At 70.4% G+C, this 22,654-nt stretch carries 21 protein-coding genes and 4 pseudogenes; 10 read left to right on the top strand and 15 right to left on the bottom strand.

Annotation, left to right across the window (positions count from 1 at the left end):
* Positions 1 to 432: 432 nt before the first annotated feature.
* From ABZZ79_RS06175 to ABZZ79_RS06155, 5 genes are all read left to right on the top strand, one after another.
* The gene (locus ABZZ79_RS06175) at positions 433 to 1,698 is read left to right on the top strand and encodes an extracellular solute-binding protein (RefSeq protein WP_356686991.1); all 1,266 of its coding nucleotides are present in this window, start codon (positions 433 to 435) and stop codon (positions 1,696 to 1,698) included.
* Positions 1,699 to 1,733: 35 nt separating this feature from the next.
* Positions 1,734 to 2,648: a sugar ABC transporter permease gene (locus tag ABZZ79_RS06170; protein ID WP_356686989.1), complete on the top strand. Its 915-nt coding sequence runs from the start codon at positions 1,734 to 1,736 to the stop codon at positions 2,646 to 2,648.
* Complete coding sequence (locus ABZZ79_RS06165) at positions 2,648 to 3,565, top strand: carbohydrate ABC transporter permease (protein ID WP_356686987.1); 918 nt, start codon at positions 2,648 to 2,650, stop codon at positions 3,563 to 3,565. The genes ABZZ79_RS06170 and ABZZ79_RS06165 overlap by 1 nt, the downstream gene beginning before the upstream one ends.
* Positions 3,566 to 3,788: 223 nt before the next feature.
* On the top strand, positions 3,789 to 4,742 hold the full coding sequence (locus ABZZ79_RS06160) for an ROK family protein (protein ID WP_356686985.1): 954 nt from the start codon (positions 3,789 to 3,791) through the stop codon (positions 4,740 to 4,742).
* A 310-nt stretch (positions 4,743 to 5,052) separates the two neighbouring features.
* Positions 5,053 to 7,179, top strand: a complete 2,127-nt coding sequence (locus tag ABZZ79_RS06155) for a family 20 glycosylhydrolase (protein WP_356686983.1) — start codon at positions 5,053 to 5,055, stop codon at positions 7,177 to 7,179.
* A gap of 259 nt (positions 7,180 to 7,438) precedes the next feature.
* Here ABZZ79_RS06155 and ABZZ79_RS06150 read toward each other — a convergent pair.
* The 12 genes and pseudogenes from ABZZ79_RS06150 to ABZZ79_RS06095 form a co-directional block, all read right to left on the bottom strand.
* Positions 7,439 to 7,672: pseudogene (locus ABZZ79_RS06150) on the bottom strand (hypothetical protein); the annotation flags it as partial.
* A gap of 86 nt (positions 7,673 to 7,758) precedes the next feature.
* On the bottom strand, positions 7,759 to 8,319 hold the full coding sequence (locus ABZZ79_RS06145) for a cysteine hydrolase (RefSeq protein ID WP_356686981.1): 561 nt from the start codon (positions 8,317 to 8,319) through the stop codon (positions 7,759 to 7,761).
* Between the two features lie 226 nt (positions 8,320 to 8,545).
* Entirely contained in the window at positions 8,546 to 9,574 is a 1,029-nt protein-coding gene (locus ABZZ79_RS06140) for a S66 peptidase family protein (protein WP_356686979.1), read from the bottom strand.
* 288 nt (positions 9,575 to 9,862) lie between these two features.
* Positions 9,863 to 10,432 (bottom strand): DUF6328 family protein, encoded by a 570-nt coding sequence (locus ABZZ79_RS06135; RefSeq protein ID WP_356686977.1) that lies wholly within the window; start codon positions 10,430 to 10,432, stop codon positions 9,863 to 9,865.
* A gap of 248 nt (positions 10,433 to 10,680) precedes the next feature.
* Positions 10,681 to 11,733: a putative sulfate exporter family transporter gene (locus tag ABZZ79_RS06130; protein WP_356686975.1), complete on the bottom strand. Its 1,053-nt coding sequence runs from the start codon at positions 11,731 to 11,733 to the stop codon at positions 10,681 to 10,683.
* The gene (locus ABZZ79_RS06125; RefSeq protein WP_356686973.1) at positions 11,733 to 12,308 is read right to left on the bottom strand and encodes a cysteine dioxygenase family protein; all 576 of its coding nucleotides are present in this window, start codon (positions 12,306 to 12,308) and stop codon (positions 11,733 to 11,735) included. Before ABZZ79_RS06125 ends, ABZZ79_RS06130 begins: the two co-directional genes overlap by 1 nt.
* 83 nt (positions 12,309 to 12,391) lie before the next feature.
* Positions 12,392 to 13,295 (bottom strand): annotated as a pseudogene (locus tag ABZZ79_RS06120) (LysR family transcriptional regulator).
* A gap of 332 nt (positions 13,296 to 13,627) precedes the next feature.
* Complete coding sequence (locus ABZZ79_RS06115; RefSeq protein ID WP_356686971.1) at positions 13,628 to 13,996, bottom strand: MerR family transcriptional regulator; 369 nt, start codon at positions 13,994 to 13,996, stop codon at positions 13,628 to 13,630.
* Positions 13,997 to 14,054: 58 nt separating this feature from the next.
* Positions 14,055 to 15,079: pseudogene (locus tag ABZZ79_RS06110) on the bottom strand (NADP-dependent oxidoreductase).
* 240 nt (positions 15,080 to 15,319) lie between these two features.
* Complete coding sequence (locus ABZZ79_RS06105) at positions 15,320 to 16,000, bottom strand: 2-phosphosulfolactate phosphatase (RefSeq protein ID WP_356686969.1); 681 nt, start codon at positions 15,998 to 16,000, stop codon at positions 15,320 to 15,322.
* A gap of 314 nt (positions 16,001 to 16,314) precedes the next feature.
* Positions 16,315 to 16,785, bottom strand: a complete 471-nt coding sequence (locus tag ABZZ79_RS06100) for an ArsI/CadI family heavy metal resistance metalloenzyme (protein WP_356686967.1) — start codon at positions 16,783 to 16,785, stop codon at positions 16,315 to 16,317.
* A 28-nt stretch (positions 16,786 to 16,813) separates the two neighbouring features.
* Positions 16,814 to 18,181 (bottom strand): NAD(P)-binding domain-containing protein, encoded by a 1,368-nt coding sequence (locus tag ABZZ79_RS06095; protein ID WP_356686966.1) that lies wholly within the window; start codon positions 18,179 to 18,181, stop codon positions 16,814 to 16,816.
* 219 nt (positions 18,182 to 18,400) lie between these two features.
* On the opposite strand from ABZZ79_RS06095, the gene ABZZ79_RS06090 reads away from it, so the two are divergent.
* Entirely contained in the window at positions 18,401 to 18,772 is a 372-nt protein-coding gene (locus ABZZ79_RS06090) for a metalloregulator ArsR/SmtB family transcription factor (protein ID WP_356686964.1), read from the top strand.
* Between the two features lie 207 nt (positions 18,773 to 18,979).
* Here the strand turns inward: ABZZ79_RS06090 and ABZZ79_RS06085 are convergent.
* From ABZZ79_RS06085 to ABZZ79_RS06075, 3 genes and pseudogenes are all read right to left on the bottom strand, one after another.
* Positions 18,980 to 19,230 (bottom strand): annotated as a pseudogene (locus tag ABZZ79_RS06085) (NAD(P)-binding protein); the annotation flags it as partial.
* The gene (locus ABZZ79_RS06080) at positions 19,227 to 20,024 is read right to left on the bottom strand and encodes an aquaporin (RefSeq protein WP_356686962.1); all 798 of its coding nucleotides are present in this window, start codon (positions 20,022 to 20,024) and stop codon (positions 19,227 to 19,229) included. The gene ABZZ79_RS06080 and the pseudogene ABZZ79_RS06085, both read right to left, overlap by 4 nt.
* 58 nt (positions 20,025 to 20,082) lie before the next feature.
* Complete coding sequence (locus ABZZ79_RS06075) at positions 20,083 to 20,397, bottom strand: metalloregulator ArsR/SmtB family transcription factor (RefSeq protein ID WP_356686960.1); 315 nt, start codon at positions 20,395 to 20,397, stop codon at positions 20,083 to 20,085.
* A 100-nt stretch (positions 20,398 to 20,497) separates the two neighbouring features.
* Here ABZZ79_RS06075 and ABZZ79_RS06070 point away from each other — a divergent pair, with 100 nt between their 5' ends.
* The 4 genes from ABZZ79_RS06070 (at position 20,498) to ABZZ79_RS06055 (ending at position 22,530) form a co-directional block, all read left to right on the top strand.
* Positions 20,498 to 20,938, top strand: coding sequence for a hypothetical protein (locus tag ABZZ79_RS06070; RefSeq protein ID WP_356686958.1), 441 nt, complete (start codon positions 20,498 to 20,500; stop codon positions 20,936 to 20,938).
* A gap of 51 nt (positions 20,939 to 20,989) precedes the next feature.
* Complete coding sequence (locus ABZZ79_RS06065; RefSeq protein WP_356686956.1) at positions 20,990 to 21,409, top strand: arsenate reductase ArsC; 420 nt, start codon at positions 20,990 to 20,992, stop codon at positions 21,407 to 21,409.
* Between the two features lie 289 nt (positions 21,410 to 21,698).
* Positions 21,699 to 22,034: a metalloregulator ArsR/SmtB family transcription factor gene (locus ABZZ79_RS06060; RefSeq protein WP_356686954.1), complete on the top strand. Its 336-nt coding sequence runs from the start codon at positions 21,699 to 21,701 to the stop codon at positions 22,032 to 22,034.
* Positions 22,024 to 22,530 (top strand): N-acetyltransferase family protein, encoded by a 507-nt coding sequence (locus tag ABZZ79_RS06055; RefSeq protein WP_356686952.1) that lies wholly within the window; start codon positions 22,024 to 22,026, stop codon positions 22,528 to 22,530. Before ABZZ79_RS06060 ends, ABZZ79_RS06055 begins: the two co-directional genes overlap by 11 nt.
* Positions 22,531 to 22,654 lie beyond the last annotated feature (124 nt).

Raw genomic sequence — 22,654 nt, 5'->3', positions numbered from 1 at the left:
CCCTCCTCCCCGCCCCCGCGCATGGCGCGTCCCCGTGCCGTCGGCCGGCCGTACGCCGGCACCGCTGTCACCACGTCACCGCGTGCGAACAGCCCGTCGTGGCCTGATCCGGTGGACAGCTATCAGCGGCGGCGTACGCTGTGCCATCCCTGAAAATCTGACTCCTGCCGTACCTGGCACCGCCCGGACGGCTCCGACCTGCACTCTCGTGCCCTCCTGGCAGGGCCGGCGGCTGAACAGTTGGCATATTTTGGGTCACGGGCCTGGTCCTTGCCCCCTCTCTGGTGTTTACTTTGCCCACAGCAGATGCTCGTTAATGAGCGAAACCTGAATGATTCATTCAGATGTGCGCACGCTCCGGAATCTGCTTCCTTCCCCAGACCCCAGGGGCCGTGTCCCTGTGACCGGCCAGGAGACAAGGCGGTACTGACGATGAACAAGCGGTTGTTCGTGGTGGCCTGCGCCTCGACCATCGGGGCCCTCGCCCTCTCGGCCTGCGGCAGCGGTGGCGGCGGCACATCGGGTGACCAGGGCGTGACCCTGAAGCTGGTGGCCGCCGACTACGGCGACAAGGCCTCCAACAGCTCGACGGCCTACTGGAAGGACGTCGCGCAGCGTTTCACCGCCGCCAACCCGAAGATCAAGGTCGACGTCCAGGTCATCAACTGGAACGACATCGACACGCAGGTCAAGACGATGATTCAGAGCGGCAACGTCCCGGACGTCCTGCAGACCGGCGGCTACGCGGACAAGGTCGCCGACGACCTGCTGTACAAGGCGGACGAGGTGCTGTCGCCGACGACTCGCGCCAATCTGATCGACACTTTCGCCAAGGCCGGTGAGGTCGACGGCACGCAGTACGGCATACCGTTCGTCTCCTCGGCGCGGGCCTTCTTCTACAACAAGGCGGTCTTCGCCAAGGCCGGCATCACCGAGGCGCCCAAGAGCTGGGACGACCTCCGGGACGCCGCCAAGAAGATCAAGGCGAAGGTGCCGGGTGTGACCCCGTACGCGCTGCCGCTCGGTCCCGAGGAGGCCCAGGGCGAGTCGCTGATCTGGGAGCTCGGCAACGGCGGCGGGTTCACCGACGACAAGGGCACGTACACGCTCGACAGCAAGGCCAACGTCGAAGCGTTCAGCTGGCTGAAGACGAACCTCGTCGAACCGGGCCTGACCTACGCCAACCCCGCCACGACGGATCGCAAGACCGCGTTCGCGGACTTCGCCGCCGGCAAGGCCGCGATGCTCAACGGCCACCCCTCCCTGATCCAGATGTCCAAGGACGGCAAGGTCGACTACGGGGTCGCGCCCATCCCCGGCAGGACCGGTGCGCTGGAGTCCACGCTGGGTGTCGCCGACTGGACGATGGCGTTCAAGGACAACGGCCACAAGGAAGAGATCCGCGCCTTCCTCGACTTCGCGTACTCGAAGGAGAACACGCTGAAGTTCGACGAGATGTACAACCTGATGCCGGTGACGAAGGACACCCTGCAGGAGATGACCGGCAACGGCAGGCACAAGGACCTCGAGCCCTTCTTCGCCCTGCTGCCGAACGCCGTGTTCTACCCGCTGGGCGACACCACCTGGGACGCCGTGTCCGCCGAGATCAAGAAGAGCGGCGGCACGGCCGTCAACGACCCGGCTGGGGCGCTGGGCCAGCTGCAGAAGAAGGCCGAGGACGCGGTCTCCGACCAGTAGACCCCGCGAACCGCACTGTCACGGAAGGCACCTTCGTGTCCCCCACTTCATCCACCGCCCGCTCCGGCCGTAACGGCCGGGGCGGCCTGGCCCGGCTGGGGCCGCTGCCCTGGATCGGACCGGCCGTCCTGCTCATCGTCCTGGTCGTACTCTGGCCGGTCTATGAGATGGTCCGCACGTCGTTCCTGAAGATCAGCAGCAGCGGATTCGTCCGCGGCTCGGCCGGGTTCGACAAGTACAAGCAGCTCCTCGACGAGCCGTCACTGCCCTCGGTCGTTTTGTCGACCGTGGTGTGGACCGTCGTCGTGGTCACGGCCACCATGGTGATCTCCCTGGCGCTGGCTCAGCTCTTCAACCAGAAGTTCCCGGGCCGGCGCCTCACGCGCTGGGCGCTGATCGCCCCCTGGGCCGCCTCGGTGGTGATGACCGCCATCGGCTTCAAGTGGATGCTCAACCAGACCGCCGGCGTCCTGAACACGCTGATGACCGACCTGGGGCTGATCGACGGTCCGAAGGACTGGCTGGGGGACCCCGCGACGGCCTGGCCCTGGATGATGTTCGTCGCCGTGTTCGTCTCCCTGCCGTTCACCACGTACACCCTTCTCGCGGGACTGCAGACCGTCCCCGGCGAGGTCTACGAGGCGGCGAGGGTGGACGGCGCCACCACCTGGCAGACGTATCTGCGCATCACCCTCCCGCTGCTGCGGCCCGCGTTCCTCGTCGGAGTCGTCATCAACCTCATCAACGTCTTCAACTCCTTCCCGATCATCTGGAGCATGACCCGCGGCGGCCCCGACAGCGCCACCGCCACCACCACCGTGTTCATGTACCAGCTCAAGAACGCCGACATCGGCCAGTCCGCGGCGATGTCCGTCGTGAACTTCGCCCTCGTGGTGGTCATGGTCGTCGTCTTCCTCAAGGCCAGCCGCTGGAACCAGGAGGAGAGCTGATGGCCCAGCACACTCTCGCCGACCGCAAGGCCGCCCGGCCGGCCTCCGCAGCCCGCCACGCCTCCACCGGCACGCGGCGCAATACCACGCCGAGCCCCCGGACGCTGCGCCCGCGCACCCTGCTCGTCGCCGCCGTCGCCTGGCTGCTGGCCGCCGTGTTCCTGCTGCCGTACGTGGAAATGGTGATCACCGCCCTGCGGCCGGCGAACGAACTGCGCGACGCCTCCTATCTGCCGACCGAGTTCGAGTGGGCGAACTTCGTCAACGTATGGCGCGAGTCCAACCTCGGGGACAATCTCCGGGTCACACTCCTGGTCGCCGGGGGATCCACCCTGCTGGTCCTGCTGGTCGCCATCCCCGCCGCGTACTACACCGCGCGCATGAGGTTCCGGGGCCGCAAGCTGTTCCTGCTGCTGGTGCTCGTCACGCAGATGTTTCAGCCGACGTCGCTGCTGGTCGGTCTCTACCGCGAGTTCTACCAGCTCGACATGCTCAACTCGGTGTGGACGCTGATCCTGTGCAACGCGGCCTTCAACCTGACCTTCGCGATCTGGATCCTCACCGCCTACTTCGCCTCCATCCCGGAGGCGTTGGAGGAGGCGGCCATGATCGACGGGCTGGGGAGGGCAGGAGCGCTGCTGCGGATCACCCTGCCGCTCGCGCTGCCCGGCGTCGTCACCGCGATGATCTTCACGTTCATCGCCGCGTGGAACGAGTTCGTCATGGGCCTGACGCTCTCCACCGTTCCGGAGAGCCAGCCGCTGACGGTCGGGATCAACAGCTTCATCGGCAACTACACCGTCCAGTGGAACTACCTGTTCGCCGGGTCGGTGATCGCCATCGTGCCCGTCGTCGTCCTCTTCGCGCTCATCGAGCGGAAGGTCGTCTCGGGTCTCACCGCGGGGTCCGTCAAGTAACCCCCTCGAACGCCCGCTCCCTGCCCTTCCCCAGCAGGGGGCGGGCCCGCCCTTTGTGCCGGCCGGCGGCCCCGCCGCGGGCGGCTCCCGGAAACTAGGGAACACCGTGCCACCACACCCCGACGCCCTCACCCGCGCGCCTACCGCGTCGAGCGCACTGGCGGCCCCGGCCGGCACCGGTCCGCCGACAGTGCCCCGTCGGCGCGGACCGGACCGCGGGACCGTGATCGCGCTGGAGGTGGGCGGCACGTACATCAAGGGGTGCGCCCTGGGCCCAGACGGGGTCCCGCGGGACAGGGAGCGCTGGTTCACCCGCCCCGAACGCGGACCGGACGCCGTCCTGGAGAGCGTCCTCGCCTGCGCCGCCACACTGGCCGAACGGTGCCGTGCGACGGCCGTGGGCATTGTCGTCCCCGGCACCGTCGACGCCGGCCAGGCGGTGTACGCCACCGCCCTGGGATGGCACGGCACCCCGGTCCGGGACTGGGCGGCCGAGCATCTGGACCTGCCCGTGGCAGTCGGCCACGACGGGCGTACCGGCGGTCTTGCCGAGGCACGCGAGGGAGCCGGCCGGGACTGCCGCGACTTCCTGTTCGTCTCGATGGGCGACGGCATCGCCGCGTCGGTCGTCCGCAACGGCCTGGCGGTCTCGGAGGCGCAGCGCGGGGCCGACATGCTCGGCCACACCCCGGTCCGGCTGGGAGGTGACTCGTGCCACTGCGGCGGCTCCGGATGCCTGGAGACCGTGGCCTCGGCCGCCGCCGTCGCCCGCCGCTACGGGCGGGCCACCGGATGGCGCGGGATCAGCGCCCGCGAGGTGTACCACCGTGCCGACGCGGGTGACCCGGCCGCGCTCGCGGTCTGCGGAGAGGCCGTGGACGCGCTGGCCGACGTGCTGGCGACGGCTGTCGGCCGGTACGCGCCGGAGAGGTTGGTCATCGGCGGTGAGCCGGCCGAGGCGGGTGCGGAGCGTCTCGCGCCGCTGGGGGAAGCGCTTGCCGGCCGGCTCACCGGCGCGGCCGTGCCCGAACTGAGACCCGCCCGGTTCGGGGACCTGACAGGATGCATGGGCGCGGCGCTTCTGGCCCGAGACCTGCTCGGCGCGGGGACAGGCTGGTGGCCCGGCCCCGACCCGCACATCGAGCGGGCGGAAAAAATACGAGCGCATAGGTCTTGACGCCCACCCCACCCCCTGACACCTTTTGATTGAAGTTGCGCACAGCAGCAGAATTTAGAGCAGCTTCAAGCAAGATCTATGATCTGTCGCGCTTCGCGTGACTCGCCGCCGCATCAGCAGCGGCTCGCAGCGCGACAGGATGCCGACAGCGCAGGTGCGCCGGCGCCGTACACCCGGGACGACCACAGCGGTCCGATGCCCCGGATACGGGCCCCACGCGTCACAACCGCCGTCGCCCGCGCTCATCGCGCTCTCCTCCGGCCGTCCACCTGGTGTGCGGCCCCGCGCCTTCCGTCCGAAGGAGTCAACCATGCGCTGGTTGCGCCCACGAGGCCGACGCCTCGCCGCACTCGCCACAGTCGCCCTGGCCCTGCCCCTGCCGACCGCGGTCTCCCAGGCGGCGACCGCTCCGCCGACGCCGTCCCCCGCCCCCTACGCCCTGGTGCCGCAGCCGGTCTCCCAGGAGGCGGTGGAGGGCAGCGGATTCACCCTCTCCCCCGACACCCCGATCGCCGTGATGTCGAAGGCGCCGAAGGCTGTGGGTGTCGGCACCTACTTGTCGCGGGTCCTTGCTCCGGCCACCGGCTACTCGCTCCCGGTCGTCCACCGCACGCGGGTGCAGAAGAACGCCCTGGTCCTGGACCCCAACGGGCCTGAGGACCTGGGGTCCGAGGGATACACGCTGACCTCCGCCAAGCACGGGGTCGTGGTGACGGCACACGGAGCCGAGGGCCTGTTCCGTGGCGTGCAGACACTGCGCCAGCTCCTGCCGGCCGAGGTGGAGTCCCTCAGCACGCAGTCCCGGACCTGGACCGTCTCTCCCGCGAAGATCTCCGACTCGCCGCGGTACGAGTACCGCGGTGTGATGCTGGACGTAGCCCGACGCTTCTTCCCCGTCTCCCAGGTCAAGCGCTATATCGACCAGGCCGCGGCATACAAGATCAACACCCTTCATCTGCATCTGACCGACGACCAGGGCTGGCGTATCGCCGTCGACGCGATACCGGAACTGACCACCATCGGAGCCAGCACCCAGAGCGGTCACACCGGCGGCACCGACTGGTACTACTCGGCGAAGGACTACAAGGAGATCGTCTCCTACGCCGAGTCCCGCTTCATGACCGTGGTTCCGGAGATCGACGGCCCCGGCCACACCCGGGCCGCCCAGGCGTCGGTGCCCGGACTGAACTGTGACGACAAGGCGCAGCAGCCCTATTCCGGATTCGACGTCAAGATCAGCCTCTTCTGTCTGGCGGACGAGCAGCACAGGGCCAACATGGCCGACTTCATGGAAACCGTCATCAAGGCGGTGGCCGAGCTCACCCCCGGCCCCTACATCCACCTCGGTGGCGACGAGACGCCGCAGGCCACCGCCGAGCAGTACGCCGCCTACGTCAAGGCGGCGACGGATTCGACCATCGCGCACAAGAAGATCCCGATGGGCTGGCACCAGCTCGGCCGGTCCACGGTCCCGGCCGGCAGCATCATGCAGTACTGGGGCGAGGAGGACGACCGCAAGAGCATCGGCACCTCGAAGGAGACCGAGACCATCCGCGTCGTCCGCAACGGGGCCGCCCAGGGCGCCGAGTTCGTGATGTCGCCCTCGGACCACGCCTACCTGGACATGAAGTACGACGTGTCCACCCCCTACGGGCTGAGCTGGTCGGGATACGTGCCGGTGCAGCGGTCCTACGAGTGGGACCCGGAGACGGCCACCGCGAAGCTGGACGGCACCGGCGCGGTCGTTCCGGCCGGGCAGATCGCCGGCGTCGAGGCAGCCCTGTGGGCCGACCGCGCGTACGAGGGCAGCAACGCCCTGCCCACCCCCAGCACCCGCTGGCCCGCCCCCTACGAATACGCGGAGTACATGAGCTTCCCCCGGCTGCCCGCCCTCGCCGAGGTCGGATGGACGCCCCGGGCCGCCCGTGACTGGAAGGACTTCCGCCAGCGCCTGGCCCAGCACGGACCGCGCTGGACCGCGGCCGGAATCGGCTACCACGCCGCCCCGGGCGTTCCCTGGCCCGGAGTCGTGAAGGCCGTGGAGGGCGCGCACAGCCTGGTGACCGGAAGCAAGGCCCTGGACAACCCGGGCGGCTCCACCTCCGACGGCACCGGACTGGTCATGTGGGCCCCGAACCGCGGGAACAACCAGACATTTACATTCGCCAAGCAGTCCGACGGCTCCTACACCATCACCAACAAGGCCTCCGGGAAGTGCGTGGAGGCGGGCGACGCCGCGGGTGCCGCCATCGTGCAGCGGACGTGCACGGGTGAGGCCGGGCAGCGCTGGAAGGTCACGGAGCTCGACGACGGCGACCACACCATCACCTCCGCCAGGAGCGGTCTGCTGCTCACCGCCGCCGCCTCCGCCGACGGCGCCAAGGTGACCCAGCAGGAGGACACCGGCTCGGCGCTGCAGCACTGGACGATCGACTGACCGTCGATCCGCCGGAAGCGCCCCTCTCTCCCCGCTCCGGACGTGCCTCGGGCCGTCCGGAGCGGGGCCATTGCGGCGTCGGCCGGGCTGCACGAGAGGCGACTCCCACAGGGACTGGGAAACGCGCTCCTTACCTTGTCGGCGGGTTGATTCCGGCCCTTCGCGCGATCGGGAGACCCGGACGGGCCCGGACAAGGAGCGCTGCCGGTCCAGCGGGTTCTCGCCGAACCGGGCCCGGGCGAAGAAGCCGAGCGCCGAATCAGCCGCCGCGGTAGTGGTCGGCGATCGCGGCGAAGGCGGCCTTGGGCTCCCAGGGCAGACCAGGGTAGGTGTCGCCGTGGCGGTCTTCGAGGATCTTGACGATGCCGAGGCTGGCCAGGTCGAGGTCGTCGCGGGGATCGCCGTCAGGGCGGTGGGGCAGGTTGTAGAGCGCGAAGAGGAACACGAAGGCACTGTCGACGCCCTCGGTGTCGAAGATCTCCAGCGGTTCAGCCGCCGTACGCAAGCCGCCTCGGTCTGGACCGAACTGCCCCGCCCGACCAGGCCGCTGCACCCGTGGGTCGTTCGCCTGGTCGGCCCCTACGAAGTGGCGATCGCCTGGACCCAGTCGTCCGCGGTGACGACATCCGCCCACTGCGGGAACAGTCGCTCGATGAGGACCCGGTGCACCTCAGGGTCGGGATCCAGACAGGCGTCGGAGAGGACGGTGAGGCCGAAGTCGAGGTCGTTCGCCTGGCACAGGGTGGACAGCACCACCGCGCTGGTGGCGATCCCGGTGAGCACGAGGCTGTCGATGCCGCGGGCCCTCAACACCATGTCGAGATCGCTGCCCGAGAACGCGCTGGCCCTCTTCTTGGTGACCACCACGTCGCCCGGCCGGGGGGCGACCTCGGGATGGATCTCGGTGCCCGGGGCGCCCTCGACGTAGAGGCCGGCCCGTGCGATCGCATCGAGAGCCCTGTTGCGCGTGCCGACCTCCGGGAAGCCGGGACGTAGCGCGATGACCACGTAGATCACCGGGATGTCTGCCGCCCGGGCCCCGTTGATCGCCCTCCGCAGGCGTGGCAGATAACTGGAGTCGTCGCTGACGATGTCCACGATGGCTTGCTGGACGTCCATCACGAGAAGAGCGCTGCTCATGTCGTCTCCGGGATTCTGATGTCGGATGGTGCGCGGCCTCGGGCACGGTGGTGGTCCGCCCGCCGGGCGCACGACGGGACGGACACAGCCGCTCAGCCGGCGCGTCGTGCGACGCATGGTGAACGGCATCGCCCGGAACGGCCTCGTGGAGAGCCTCGCCGCTCGGCCGACCGCCGAGTCGCGGAAGGTCGGTTGGGCTTGGACCTCGGTGGTGCGGCCTGAAGCGTCAGTTCAGGGTCTGGGTCAGCTCGCTGCGGCTCGCCGAGTGGACGATCCGGCCACGTGCCCCGTTGACGATCGGCATGTACGGCGGAATGTGGCCGCACTCGACGTCGGCGATGATCGGCACGTTCAGGGAGCCGAGCGCGTCGAGGACTGCCTCGTGCCGGCCGAGGGAGCTGTGGCCCCGCGCGCTCATCCGGCCGACGAGGATCGCGTTCGCACGGTCGAAGAAGCCGGCGAGTCTCATGCCGTGCAGGTTCCGGCAGATCGTGAAGATGTCGCTGCCCGCGTCCTCCACGTACACGAGGAGTCCCTCCGGCGACTCGTCGCGGGCGAAGGCCGCCAGATCGAGGTAGCCCGATCCCGTGAGGTTGCACAGAGCTTCGATGCAGCCGCCGATCAGCCTGCCCTCAGCCTCCACGTCACCGGCGCCGTCGAGCCGGGTCCACGTGCCGGCCGCGTCGAGCGTGTAGTCACGTATCTCGGGATGAGCGACGAAGTCGTCGAAGCCGGTGGTCCGGTGGCGGCCCGGTGAGCGCTGGGTGAACCGGTGGCCGGCGGGTGCGGCCACGAGGTCGAGCCACGACAGCAGTCCTTCGGGGACGCGGTAAGGCGTGTCCATAAGGTTGTTGCCGTGGATGGTCGCCGTCCCGGTGAGCAGGGTCAGCGGTGTCATCAGGGTCGAGATGTCGGAGAAGCCGACAAGCCAGGTCGGCTCCGCCTCGCGTAACCGGCTCCAGTCGAGCAGGGGGATCAGGTCGATCGCGGTCTCCCCGCCCCAAGGGGGTACGACCGCCCGGATGGTGTCGTCGGTGAGCATCGACATCAGTTCGCTCGCGCGCTCGGCGGCCGAGGCACTGACGTGCCCGGTTCCGTCCATGCATGCTCCGACGACGACCTCGTACCCGCGTGCCCGCACGTCACGGACGGCGAACTCAAGCCGCTCACACATTTCCTTCGGAACCCCGCTCGAAGGAGCGGTGACGCCAATACGGTCACCGGGACGCAGAGGGCGCGGATATCGAACCGACATGCGCCGCAGTCTGGCACAGCGCACTGTTCGAACGGCAACCCATTTCCGATCACCCAGGACGGATGTCGTATCCGCCTCGCGGCGGGCCAATCTGCCTCGCCCCCGGCCGAGTTCCGCGAATGAGGCAGGCGGGGCGCATCCCCTTCCGTGCGTCCCCACCCCGGCGCGCCGCGACTGCCGCCTGAACTCCGTCAACAGCCAGAACGACCAGCCGCCCGGCACCCCCGCCCCCTGCACGGTCACCACCGCGTACGACCCGACGTCCTGTGCGTCCGCGTCGGTGGTGCGCTACGCGTCGTCGGTGCGGGGGGTCCGGTTGGCGCGGCGGCGCAGGCGCAGAGGCAGGACGTACCAGCACAGACCGAACCACAGCATGACCCCGCCGACGAGCACTTCGGCGAGGATCCCGGGAATCACGAAACGCAGGATCAGCAGAAGTGTGCAGCCGATGGTCAGTGCGAGGAGGACCATGCCGCACATCATCAAGCGGCCTGCGGCTTCCACCACTTCGTCCTTCATGCGCTGACCGGACAGGAAGCGGTGGATGGAGACAGGCGCTATGAGCGACCCTGTGGCCGACGCGCCGAGCACCACGGTGGTGACGAAGATGGCGCGGTCCAGTGTCCCCAGTTCCCTGAACGTGGGGGTGAAGGCCACACTGAGCAGGAATCCGAACAGGATCTGCACGCCGGTCTGGGTGACCCGTGTCTCCTGCAGGATCTCGTTCCAGCGGCGGTTGACCCGCTCGCTCGCTGTTTCCGGAGTCTCGGAGCCAGATCCAGAGCGGTCACCGGTCTGCCGCGCACAGCAGTTGACGTCTTCCCCCGCCGACTCGACCGGCTGCTTCACCATGGCCATGGAATCCTCCAAATCCCCAGGGACGACCGATTGCCCCGCTCCGGGTACTCCCATGCAGGATTTGGCAGGAGAGGAGCGAGCCCACCCAACTGGGCACTCATGAACCTCATGCCCAGGCGACGGACCCGGAAGAAGCCCTTCTCCAGCTGGACGAAGAGGCAGACACCCACCGGCTGATCTATCGCTGCACGTGGCCGGTTACCCGCGCGGCCGACGATGCGGTCATGCGTGGCCCGACCGGACCTGCGTCACCGCGCGACCAGCAGCACCCCGGCGTACGAGACGCCCGCCACGACCAGCCAGGCCGAGAGGCCAAGCAGCGCCGTTCGCGCGCCGGTGCGTGTGAGCGAGGGGAGGTCGACCGCGCTGCCGAGCTCGAACAGGGCCGCGGCCAGGAGGAGTTCCTGCCCGGTGTGAGCCGTCTCCAGGACGTCGCCCGGCAGCAGTCCGGTGCTGCGCAGGGTCACCGCCGCGAGGAAGCCGACGACGAAGAGCGGTATCAGCGGCGCCCGCCTGCGGCCCGGCTCGCCCGGGCCGGCCGCGTCACAGCTGCGGCGTCGCGCGGACAGCGCGACGGCGGCGACGAGCGGCGCGAGCAGGGCAACCCGCATCAGTTTCACCAGCACCGCCTCGCCGAGGGCCGCGTCACCGGCGGTCTGCGCCGTGGCGACGACCTGGCCGACATCGTGCACGCTCGCGCCGACCCAGCGCCCGAACTCGGCGTCGTCCAGCCCCAAGGGCCCCTGGAGCAGGGGCAGTACGGCGATGGCGAGCGTGCCGCAGAGGGTGACCAGGGCCACCGAGGTGGCCGCGTCTCGTTCGTCGCTGCCTCTCGCCTCACCCACCGCGCCGATGGCCGAGGCGCCGCAGATCGCGTACCCCGCGGCGATGAGCAGGGGCTGGTCCCCCGGCAGGCCAAGACGCCGCGCCAGCCACCAGGTCCCGGACAGCGTGGCCACCACGACCGCCAGAGTCATGACGACCGTGGCCCAGCCGAGACCGGCCACGTCGTCGAGACCGAGTCGCAGCCCCAGCAGGACGATGCCGGCGCGCATCAGCCGCCTGCCCGCGTAGGACAGTCCCGGGCGGGCGGATCCCCGTACCACGGTACGCAGCCTGGGCAGGTGCGCGGCAAGGACTCCGAGCACCACGGCGGCGGTGAGCATCGGCACGGCGGGAAGAAGCCGGTGTACGGCGAGCGCGAGAGCGAGGGCGAAGGCCGCGAGGAGGAGCCCCTGGCGCCGGACGGGCGCTTCGCGCACCCGGCTCCGCTGCGCGGGACGTTCCCTGAGGAGGGCCATCAGCAGTCGGCGGGCAGGTGATAGACCCGTCGGACGCTGCTGCCGAGGCGCGAGATGTCCGCGCCGTAGACATGCAGCGAGATCGCCGTGGAAGGGCCGGCGTTCCAGACCCGGTGGATGTCCCCGGGAGGGGCGAAGCCGCAGAACTCGCTCTGCTCGTTGACCACGTCGGCGTTGGCGACGAGCCTGGCGGCGCCGTCCGCCGCCGGGAGAAGCCGGTAGCGCCGCTCGCGTTCCCGGCCCTGGTGCACTCCCGTCGTGCACCAGGACACGTGGTCGTGGACGGAGGTCGCCTGGCCGGGCAGCCAGACGAGCGCGACGACGGAGAAGCTCCCGTCGTGCTCCGCGTGCAGCAGGTGCTGCCGGTACCGGGCCGGATCGCTCTGCCGCTGCTCGTCGGTGAGCAGGTCGGGCGCGCCCAGGTGGGGTGCGAGGCGTTCACCGACGAGATGCGCGGTCAGGTCGGGCGGGAGGCCTCGCCCGACGTCTTCTCGTAGTCCGGCGAGCAGGGTTCCAAGACGGTCGGTGGTGCGTGCCGCGGTGAACGCACCCGGAGCGGTCGACGCAGAAGTCATGGACAGAGCGTCGAACCGATCCTGTCATCACGTCCAACGACAGTTTCTTCGCATGTCCCAAGCGACGCTTATGGATTGAGCGGTCAGCAGCCCGTCTTGCCCGCGGCGACGGCCTTCAGCTCCTGGAGGACCAGCGCCGTGGCGGGGATGCGCAGGTGCTCCCGCAGGACGTAGGCCGAGACCTTGCGGCGGGAGGCGGGCTGGAGCGGCCGGCCGGCCACCTTGGCGCGGTGCATGAAGGTCAGCACCAGCGCGGGCACCATGGCGACGCCGAGTCCTTCCGCCACCAGGCTCTGCACCGCCAGGTTGTCGTCCGTGGTGAAGGCGATGTCGGGTACGAAGCCCGCCTCCGCGCACTCGTGCAGCAGGTTGGCCCGGCAGCGCGGACAGCCGGCTATCCAGCGTTCCCCTTCCAGGTCGGTGAGCTGGACGACTCTGCGCCGGGCGAGCCGGTGCCGGCCGGGCAGCAGTACGGTCAACTGGTCCTCCAGGAGCGGGGTCTCGACCAGTTCCTCCGGGATGTGCTCGTGCATCCCCGGGTAGGTGAACGCGAGGGAGATGTCGCACTCGCCCCGCACCAGGCGGCGCAGGGACTCCGGCGGCTCGTTCTCCAGCAGATCGACGTATGCCCGGGTGGGCGGCCGAGAGACGGGCCAGAGCCTCCGGCAGGAGCGTGGAGTTGGCGCTGGGAAAGGCGCAGACACGGACCTGTCCGGCGTGCAGCCGGGCGAGGGCGTTCATCTGCTCTCGCGCCGCCGACAGTGAGCCGAGTATGTCGCCGGCGTGCCGCGCCAGCGTCTCGCCCGCCTCGGTGAGCCGCACACCGCGGCCCACCCGGACGAACAGCGGCATGCCGATGTCCCGTTCGAGAGCCTTCATCTGCTGGGTGATCGCCGGCTGGGTGTAACCGAGGACGCGTGCGGCAGCCGAGAACGAGCCGGTCCGCACCACTTCGTGGAAAGTTCTCACGTGCCGGGAGTCGAACACCGCTGCATCATAGAGCCTTCGCCGTCTTCGAACGTGCTGGTCGGAAGGGCGTAGATCGCCGAGCGGATCGGGGCGCGACGCGCGGAACTGGACGTCTCGGGGCTGCTCGGTGCGTGACGCGGTTGACCGCGGTGAAGGCGGTCACGACGCAGGTCGACGCGATGGCACCAGCCGCACGGTGACGCGCTAGTGTTGCGGCTCAACGGGCCGTTCGTTCGACAGATGTACTGGTTACTGAGTCACCGTCTTGAGACGTCGGCGGGGTTGTCCAAGGATGAGGGTCGTCAGTCTCCGGCGGCCCGCCGCGATAGGAGCTCGGATGAGGGTCGAGGTCAGTCTCCGGCGGCCCGCCGCGCGAGGCTCTCGCGCACTTCGGTCAGACGGCTGATCTCGGCATCGAGGGCGGCGAGCCTCCGGCCGACGATCCCGGAGGCGGCGACGCCGGGTTCGACGGAGCCACAGCGCGGGGGCGGGTCCTCGGTGAGCAGATGGAGGCGGTCGGCGCAGCCGCGCAGATCCTCGATGGTCAGTCCGAGGCCCAGAAGGTCGCGGATGACGCGGACTCGTGCGACGTCGCGCGGCCCGTATTCCCGCTGCCCCGAGGGCGTACGAAGGGGCGGGGGCAGCAATCCGCGCTGCTCGTAGAACCGCAGTGCTCTGGCGGTGGTACCGGCGGCTGCCGCCGCTTCGCCGATCCGCATCGTCTCCCACTCCCCGTCTCTTCCTGCCCAGGCTGCCGAGCCGCTGCCGCGTCCGCGGCTACAACTCCACGACGACGGCCCCGAAGTGCCGGCCCTCGATCGTTCCTGCAACGCCTGCCGTGCGCGAGTAATGCCCGCGATCCGGACGTGCGGAAAACTGATCTCGCCGGAGCGCAGCCACTCGCCGAAGCGGCCGGGCCACTCCTTCTCCACATCGGGGTGGTCCGCACCGCTGTATCCGCGCAGCGTGATGCCCTTGACCACGAGGCGGAAGGCATCGATCTCCACCGGCGCGCTACCGCCGGCCCGCTGCGGCGACAGCTGCCCTGACAAAGCTCCCACCAAGGCGAAGCGCGCGCCCTGCCGCGCCGCACCGAGCGCCGCGCTCAGTTGCTCGCCCGCGACGGTGTCCACCAGTACGTCGATGCCCTCGGGTGCCGCTTCGGCGAGCTGGTCCGCGACGGGCCTTTTCCCTCGCAGTACGACCGCGTCGTAGCCCAGCTCGGACACCAGCCGCTCCGCCTTCTGCGGGGAGCCGGTGCTGCCGATCACCCTCCCGGCTCCCAACAGCCGGGCGATCTGGCCCGCCAGGGAGCCGACCGCTCCCGCCGCTCCGGTGACGAAGACGACGTCGCCCGGGCGGACGTCGGCAAGGCGGGTCAGCGCGCCGTAGGCCGCCGATCCCTGGGCGAGGTGCGCCACCGGATCGGGCAGCGTGTCGTCCAAGAGCGTGCACTCGACGGCCGACACCAGCGCGTACTCCCGCCAGCCGCGCAGGTGTGCCACGACGTCGCCCGCGCGCAGGGGACTGCCGGGCGGGGCGGCAACGACGTCGCCTACGCAGGGGCCGAACAGAGTGTCACCGACGCGCAGCGGAGGCAGCGGCACGCCGTCGACCTCCTCACTCATCAACGTACGCAGGCCCGGGAAGACGAGGAAGTGCCGGTTCCTGACCAGTACTTGACCTGCGTCAGGTTCGGGCAACGGCGTCTCGGTGACGACGAGATGTTCCTGTCTGGGCAGCCCTTCGGGGATGGCGGCGAGCCGGACTTCGCGGGAGGTGGGGGGCAGGGCTGCGCTCATTCGTGGACTCCCAGGCGGGTTTCGGGCAGCGGCACGTGTCCGCCGCGGGGTACGTGACGGTAGCCCTTGACCCGCACGTCAGGGTCAAGCCGATCCCGGTCGGCCGTCGGGGCGGCGGAGTCCTCCGGATCCTCGTGCGAGGGCCCCGGATCGGGCCCCACCCCGCTCTCCTGTCAGGGCCTCGGCCGCCCCGCCTGGGGGAGTGGGGTCTCACCAGCGGTCAGATCGGCGCGCCGCCGGTCAGGGAAGTTCGGCGGTCTGACGGAGGATCATGAGCGAACCCTCCAAGGTCGCCACCATGGCGAAGGGAAACCGGTCGAGTTCAAGACAGAGCGCGACGTCATCGGGATGGACTCCTTGGCGCACACCCTCCGTCAGCTCGGTGGCGGCGCGCGACTCGGCGGCTCGGCGGAGGAACTCGGCGGCATCCGCCCCAGGCTCGGTGACCCTCCGAGCGATGAACTGAGCGCACGCCAGATCTTCATCGGCCTGCCCGTCCTCGCCAGTGACCACGAACGTGACACTGTCACTCGCGCGCGTCCGCAAGAGCCGGGCCGTTGCCTCCGCCACCACGAAGCTGGCGCACAGCACCAGCGACGCGTCCTTGGCCGCGAGCGCGCCGACCGTTCCCGCCGTGGTCTTCTGCACGACGGTCCGTCCGCCGAGGTCGACAGACCGCAGCAGGCCCGGCGAGTTGACGGCGTCGAACCCGGGGGCGGGCGGACCGTCTTTGAGCGCCACCCAGTCCGGGTGACGAGCCTTGAGCGCCAGGGCCTCGTCCAGCGACTCGGCAAGCACGATCTTCTCCGCCCCCTGGGCGAAGGCCCAGGCAGCCACGGTGAAAGCACGCATGACGTCGACCACGACCGCCACGGACGGGGCTTCGGCCAGCTCAGCGATGCCAAGGAAACGAGCGTCCATCCGGTCATGATCGTGCATGTCCGACCCGGAGCATCCGGGCAGTGATCCGCATCACATCGACGGTCTCGGGACGCGGCACCTACCGCTGCCCGCGCGTCGCGAGAGAGATGCGCGACGACACGCCTGCTCGATCGCCACGCAAGGGTCACTCGCACACGGTCCGCGACACCTGTGACGACGTCGAGTACCTACGCGTCGGCAACGCCGATCGCCCCCACACCATCGGCAGGCCAGGGGCGCCGCGCGTCAGGACTGGGACCTGCCGAAGAACTCGATTCCGGCGATGGCCACTTGGCGCGTCGGTCATCCGCGTGTCAGCAGCAGCCGCCCGCGGTGGCCGGTTCCTCGGCGCCGGAACCGGCCGGGGCCGCTGCCGGGTCGGCGCAGCAGGTGCTGCCCCGCTGCCTGGCCAGGAGGCCGGCGTCGGCCTTGACGACGTAGACCTCCCAGGGCTCCTGGCCGGGGCCGTGGACCCAGACCTTGTCCTGGAGGGCGTAGCAGCAGGTCGTGTCGTTCTCCACGTCCGTGGCCAGGCCTGCCGCGGCCAGGCGGGTGGTGGCGGCGTGCACGGCCTCGGTGCTGTCGACCTCGACGCCGAGGTGGTCCAGCCGCGTGTCCTCTCCTGCCGTGCCTTCGATGAGGACGAGCTTGAGCGGGGGCTCGGTGACGGCGAAGTTGGCGTAGCCGTCGCGGAGTTTGGCGGGCGGGGTGCCGAACAGCTTGGTGTAGAAGGCGACCGAGGTGTCGAGGTCGGGGACACGGAGGGCGAGCTGTACGCGGGACATGGCGAACCTCCTGCATGGGTTGGGGTGTCTAGCAGCCGCCGGACGCGGCCGCCGGGGCGCCGATGCCGATCCGCAGGGTGGCCGGGGCGGCGCAGCAGCCACCGCCCTCGCCGCTCTGGTCGGCGTCGGGGTCGTCGAAGAGGCCCGCGCCGCCGCACACGCCGGTCTCCGGCAGCGTGAGTTCGACACGTTCGGCGGCCTCGCGGTCGCCGGCGATCGCGGCGGTGACGGAGCGGACCTGCTCGTATCCGGTCATGGCGAGGAAGGTGGGGGCGCGGCCGTAGGACTTCATGCCGACCAGGTAGACGCCCTGCTCGGGGTGGGAGAGCTCGTTCACGCCGTGCGGGTAGACGGTGCCGCAGGAGTGGACGTTCGGGTCGATGAGCGGGGCCAGTTCGGTCGGTGCCTGCAGGCGCTCGTCCAGGCCGAGGCGGATCTCGGAGAGGAAGGAGAGATCCGGGCGGAAGCCGGTCAGCACGATGACCTCGTCGACGCCGTCCAGGCGTCGGCCGTCCTCCGCGACCAGGACGAGCTTCTCGCCGTCGCGCTCCACGGCCTGGGTGCGGAAGCCGGTCACGGCCGAGGCATGGCCTTCCTCGACCGCTGCCCTGGCCCGCAGGCCGAGCGCGCCACGGGCCGGCAGCTGGTCGGCCTCGCCGCCGCCGTACGTCGAGCCCGTGATCCCGCGGCGCAGGATCCACGCGGCGTGGGTGCCCGGCTCGTCCCCCGCGAGGTCGGCGAGGTGAGCGAGCGCGGTGAAGGCGGAGGCGCCGGAGCCGATCACGGCGGTGCGCCTGCCCGCGTACCGGGCGCGGACGGCGGGGTCGCGGAGGTCGGGGACACGGTAGGAGACGTGGTCGGCGGCCGCCTTCTCGCCGAGCGCCGGCAGGCCGTCGGCACCCATCGGGCTCGGCACGGACCATGTGCCGGAGGCGTCGATGACGGCGCGGGCGGTGATGCGCTCCTCGCCCGCGCCGGCGAGTTCCACGTGCACGGTGAAGGGCTGCTCGTCGCGGCCGGAGTCGACGAGGCGATCGCGGCCCGAGCGGGCGACGCCGGTCACCGTGGCTCCGTAGCGCACCTTGTCGCCGAGGACGTCGGCGAGCGGCTGGAGGTAGTGCTCGGCCCAGTCGCCGCCGGTGGGGTACGTGGTGGTGTCGGGGCGGACCCAGCCGGTGGGGGCGAGGAGCTTCTCGGCGGCCGGGTCGATGACCTCGCCCCAGGCCGAGAACAGCCGTACGTGCGCCCACTCGCGTACGGCGCCGGCCGCGGACGGGCCGGTCTCCAGTACGAGGGGTTCGATGCCGCGCTCGACGAGGTGGGCGGCGGCGGCCAGGCCGGTCGGGCCTGCGCCGATGACCACGACGGGCAACTGGTCGGTGGCGAGCGCGTTCACTGGATTCCCCTTTGTTTCGACATCTGTCGATCTCCTGTGCTGCCAGCATGGCACTTGTATCGATAGGCGTCAACATAGACATTCATCTAATCTGCGAGGTGGGGCCTGGGGCGTGGGGCGCTCGGCGCTGGACCTCTATCCCCCGGCGTCGCTCGACGGGAAGCCGGCACCCGGGTGAGGCCCTGGTCGATCTGGTTCGACGTGTGTCAACATAGATGTATGTCGAACATCAAGGTGCTGCCCTTGCTGGAACCCCAGGTCGCCGACGGTGCCGCCGTGCCGTGCTGCCCGCCGCTGACCGAGCGGCCCTTGAGCGCGGAGGAGGCCGAGCGGACCGCCGCGATGTTCAAGGCGCTGGGCGACCCGGTGCGTTTGCGGCTGTTCTCCGCGATCGCCTCGCACGAGGGCGGCGAGGCGTGCGTGTGCGACATCTCCGACGTCGGCGTCTCCCAGCCGACCGTCTCCCACCACCTGAAGAAGCTCAAGGAGGCCGGCCTGCTCACCTCCGAGCGGCGCGGTACCTGGGTGTACTACCGGGTGGAGCCGTCGGTGGTTGCCGCGTTGGGGCAGATGCTGGGCGCCGTCGGCTGACGCGGCGTGCGGCTCGTACGGAGAGCGGGTGAGGTCTGCGGGCGAGCCGGTCGTGGACCGCGAGGCGATTGACGAGGCGCGGGGAGGCGGGGCCCGTCCGGTCGTCGTTGCCGAGCTGACGCGGGCCGGCTCATCCACCGACCGTGTGCCGTCGACCGGGAGGAAGCGCGGCGGGCGCCGGGCGGTCCGAGTGAGGTCCGTGTCCTACGTCAGGTCTGCGGCGATCTGGGCGCCGGAGTCGGTCTCCACCCTGAGGAACGCGTCATCCCGGCGGATGCCGGGCCGTGTACGGGCCGCTGGACGGCGAGTTCGTAGCGCTTCTCGTAGCCGGTACGGCAGTCCACCACGTGCTGGGCGTCGAGGACGGTGACGTCGACGCCGAGGCGGCCGAGGTGGTGGCCGGCGGCGAGTCCGGCATGGCCGCCGCCGATCACCACCACCTGGGACGTACGTGTCACCCGGTGGACTTCCGCCCGGACATGAAGATGAGGGCCACCAGCGCCAGGCCGACCACGGTGCCGACGAGTTGCATGCCGATGAAGCCCGGGACCGAGCCGGGTGCGATGCCGGCGAAGGTGTCGGTGAAGGCGCGGCCGATGGTCACGGCCGGGTTGGCGAAGGAGGTGGAGGAGGTGAACCAGTACGCGGCGCCGATGTAGGAGGCGACCGCGACGGGCGCGAACCGGAGCCGGTCGGTGCGGGCCAGACCGAAGATCAGCAGGATCAGGCCGGCGGTCGCGACGACCTCGCCGAGCAGCAGGTGACCCGCTGAGCGGTCGTGGGTCGACCACTTCACCAACGGCTCACCGAACATCGCGTCCGCCAGGACGGCGCCCGCGATCGCGCCGGCGATCTGGGCGGGGACGTACGCGGCCGCCTCGCGAAGGGTGACCCCGGCGCCGCCGCGGCGGGCGGTGAACCACTCGGCCAGGGTGACGGCGGGGTTGAAGTGCGCGCCCGAGACGGGGCCGAGGAGGGTGATGAGGACGCCGAGGCCGAAGACGGTGGCGAGGGAGTTCGCCAGCAGTTGCAGGCCGATGTCATCGGTCAGTTCGGTGGCCTGGATGCCGGAGCCGACCACGACGGCCACCAGGGCTGTGGTGCCGACCAGTTCGGCTGCGGCCCGGGCGGGCAGCGGGGGAGCCTGGGGCGGCGTGGCCCCCGGAGCGGGCTGCGGCGGCTTGCCGCTCGTCGCGGAGGCCGTGGCGGGGCCCCCGGCTCTGTCGTGCTCGGTGGCCTTGTCGGCGCTCAACAGGACTCCTCGGTGGATATATGGAACGACGGGGCGCGGCGACGGACCGGCGCCGGGATCAGGGGCAAGACCGCTTGACGTTGTTCTCGGCGGTGGTGCGCGCGGCTTCCGCGAGGGCGGCGAACTGGCCCGCGACCGTGGCGATGACGTCGGGCTTGAGCCGGTAGTAGGTGAAGCGGCCGCAGGGCTCCGTCTCCACGACTCCAGCCTCGCGCAGCACCTTCAGATGGTTGGAGAGGTTGGTCTGCCTGGCCCCCGTCTCCTCGATCAGGTGCGTGGAGCAGAGCGTCTCCTCGGCGAGCAGGGTGACGATCTGCAGGCGGAGCGGGTCTGCCAGTACCCGCATCAGATCAGTGTCGACTGACGTCAGCATGGGCTGATACTGTCACATCACTCCGAGCTGATACCAGCTCAGGCTGAACCTGGGACCGGTATCCACACCCGTGGGACCTGTGCCCCTGAAGGGGTTTCCCATGACCGCACCCCGGCCCCTCCGGCCCCCCGTCCTATTGGCCGGACACCTCGCCGCCGACGCCCGCATCAGCACCCACCTGGTCGTGGCGGCCGAACGCCTGGCCGCCGAACGGCTGGACGCGCCCGCCCGTATCGAGGGTGCGACCGGCACCGGCCTGCCCCGCGTGTTCCTGTGCGGCCGCGACGCCGGGCGCCACGAGCGGGCCGCCACCCTGCCCGACCGTCGCGCGAACGGCCACGCCGCGGTCTCCTACGCGGATACACCCCCGGTCGCCGAGGTCGAGCCCGTCGTCGCGCGAGTACGGACAAAGGCCGGGGTGGACCTCCCGGGACCGGCCGGTCACCGTCCCGAGGGTGCCCCGCTCGCTGTCGTCCGCGGCATCCGCGACGAGACCGACGCCCGCATCACCGACCCGCTCGCCTCCCTGCCGAGCACCTGAACCAGAACCCGTACCGCACAACCTGCTCGATCCACCGACGAAGGAAGAACGATGTCCTCCAGCCCGCTCGCCTCCGTGCTGTTCGTCTGCGTCCACAACGCCGGCCGCTCGCAGATGGCCGCCGGATTCCTCTCCCATCTCGCGGGCGACAGGATCGAGGTCCGCTCCGCCGGCTCCGTCCCGGGCGACCGGGTGAACCCGGCCGCCGTCGAGGCCATGAAGGAGGTCGGCGTCGACATCTCCGCGGCCGAGCCGAAGGTCCTGACCACCGAGGCCGTAGAGGCATCCGACTACGTCATCACCATGGGCTGCGGCGACGCCTGCCCGATCTTCCCCGGCAAGAAGTACCTGGACTGGGCCCTGGAGGACCCCGCAGGCAAGGGCGTGGAGGCCGTCCGCCCCATCCGCGACGAGATCAAGACCCGCATCGAGGCCCTGATCGCCGAGATCGACGCCCAGCGGGAGGCGTGAGCCCGGGACCGGCCCCACGGCCCGAGACGGCATACGCGACGTCATCGTCATCGGTGGTCGTGGTGGGAGAGCCGCCGACGAAGACTACGGCGCCGAAGACGAGCGGCCCCGGCCGGGCGGGGGCGGTGTATCCGGCGATGCGTGACCGATCCGATGGTCTACGCGGTCTGACGCACCCCGTGAGGGCCGGACGCCCGGCGCGATCCGGCCCTCACCCCATGAACGGCGAGCGCGAGCCCGGCAGTCGCGTCTCGACCCTCCGCCTTTCATCGACTATCGTCGATGATCGATGAATGAATCGACGCACACCCCGGACCGGCTCGGCGACGAGGACACCACCACCTACGCCAGCTGGTTCAAAGCACTGGCCGACCCCATGCGCGTCCGGCTGCTGAACCTGCTGGCCGTCGAGAAGCGGCCGATGGCGGTCGGCGAGATCGTCGAACATCTGCCGATCGGCCAGTCCACCGTGTCCCACCACCTCAAGATCCTCACCGAGGTGCGCTTCGTCCTCGCCGAGGCCCGCGGCACCTCCACGCGGTACGCCGTCAACGACAGATGCCTGCAGTGCTTCCCCGCCGCCGTACGGGCGATCATGGGACTGGAGACCGGCCGTGCCTGCTGAGCGCATCAGCGTCGTTCCGCTGACCGCCGACCATGCCGAACAGGTGCTGGACATCTACCGGCTGGGCATCGAGGAGGGCAACGCCACCTTCGAGACCGAGCCCCCGGCCTGGGCCGCCTTCGACAAGGCGAAGCTGCCCGGCCACCGCTTCGTCGCCCTGGACGAGCGCGGGGGGCAGGTCCTCGGGTGGGTCGCCGCCACTTCTGTCTCCGACCGCTGCGCCTACGCGGGAGTCGTCGAGCACTCGGTGTACGTCCACCCCGGTGCCCGTGGCCGAGGCGTGGCCCGCGCCCTCCTGGACGCTCTGATCGACTCCACGGAGGCGGCCGGGATCTGGACCATCCAGTCGGGGATCTTCCCCGAGAACACGGCGAGCCTGGCCCTGCACCGACGAGCCGGCTTCCGCGTCATCGGCACCCGCGAACACATCGCCCGCCACCACGGCCGCTGGCGCGACGTCGTCCTCGTCGAACGCCGCAGCCCGCGCATCGGCTAGCTTTCGACAGGCGGCGACGCCTCGGGCACGTTCGTCATCGCGGCGTGCAACGCCTGCCGGGCCGCAACCCCTGGTCGGGAGAAGAGGCCGGTCGCGAGCGTGTGGGCCGATGGGAGGACGGCAC

Source organism: Streptomyces sp. NPDC006458, from assembly GCF_040612135.1.
Lineage (GTDB): Bacteria > Actinomycetota > Actinomycetes > Streptomycetales > Streptomycetaceae > Streptomyces.
This window is presented reverse-complemented; position numbering and strand designations above follow the sequence as displayed.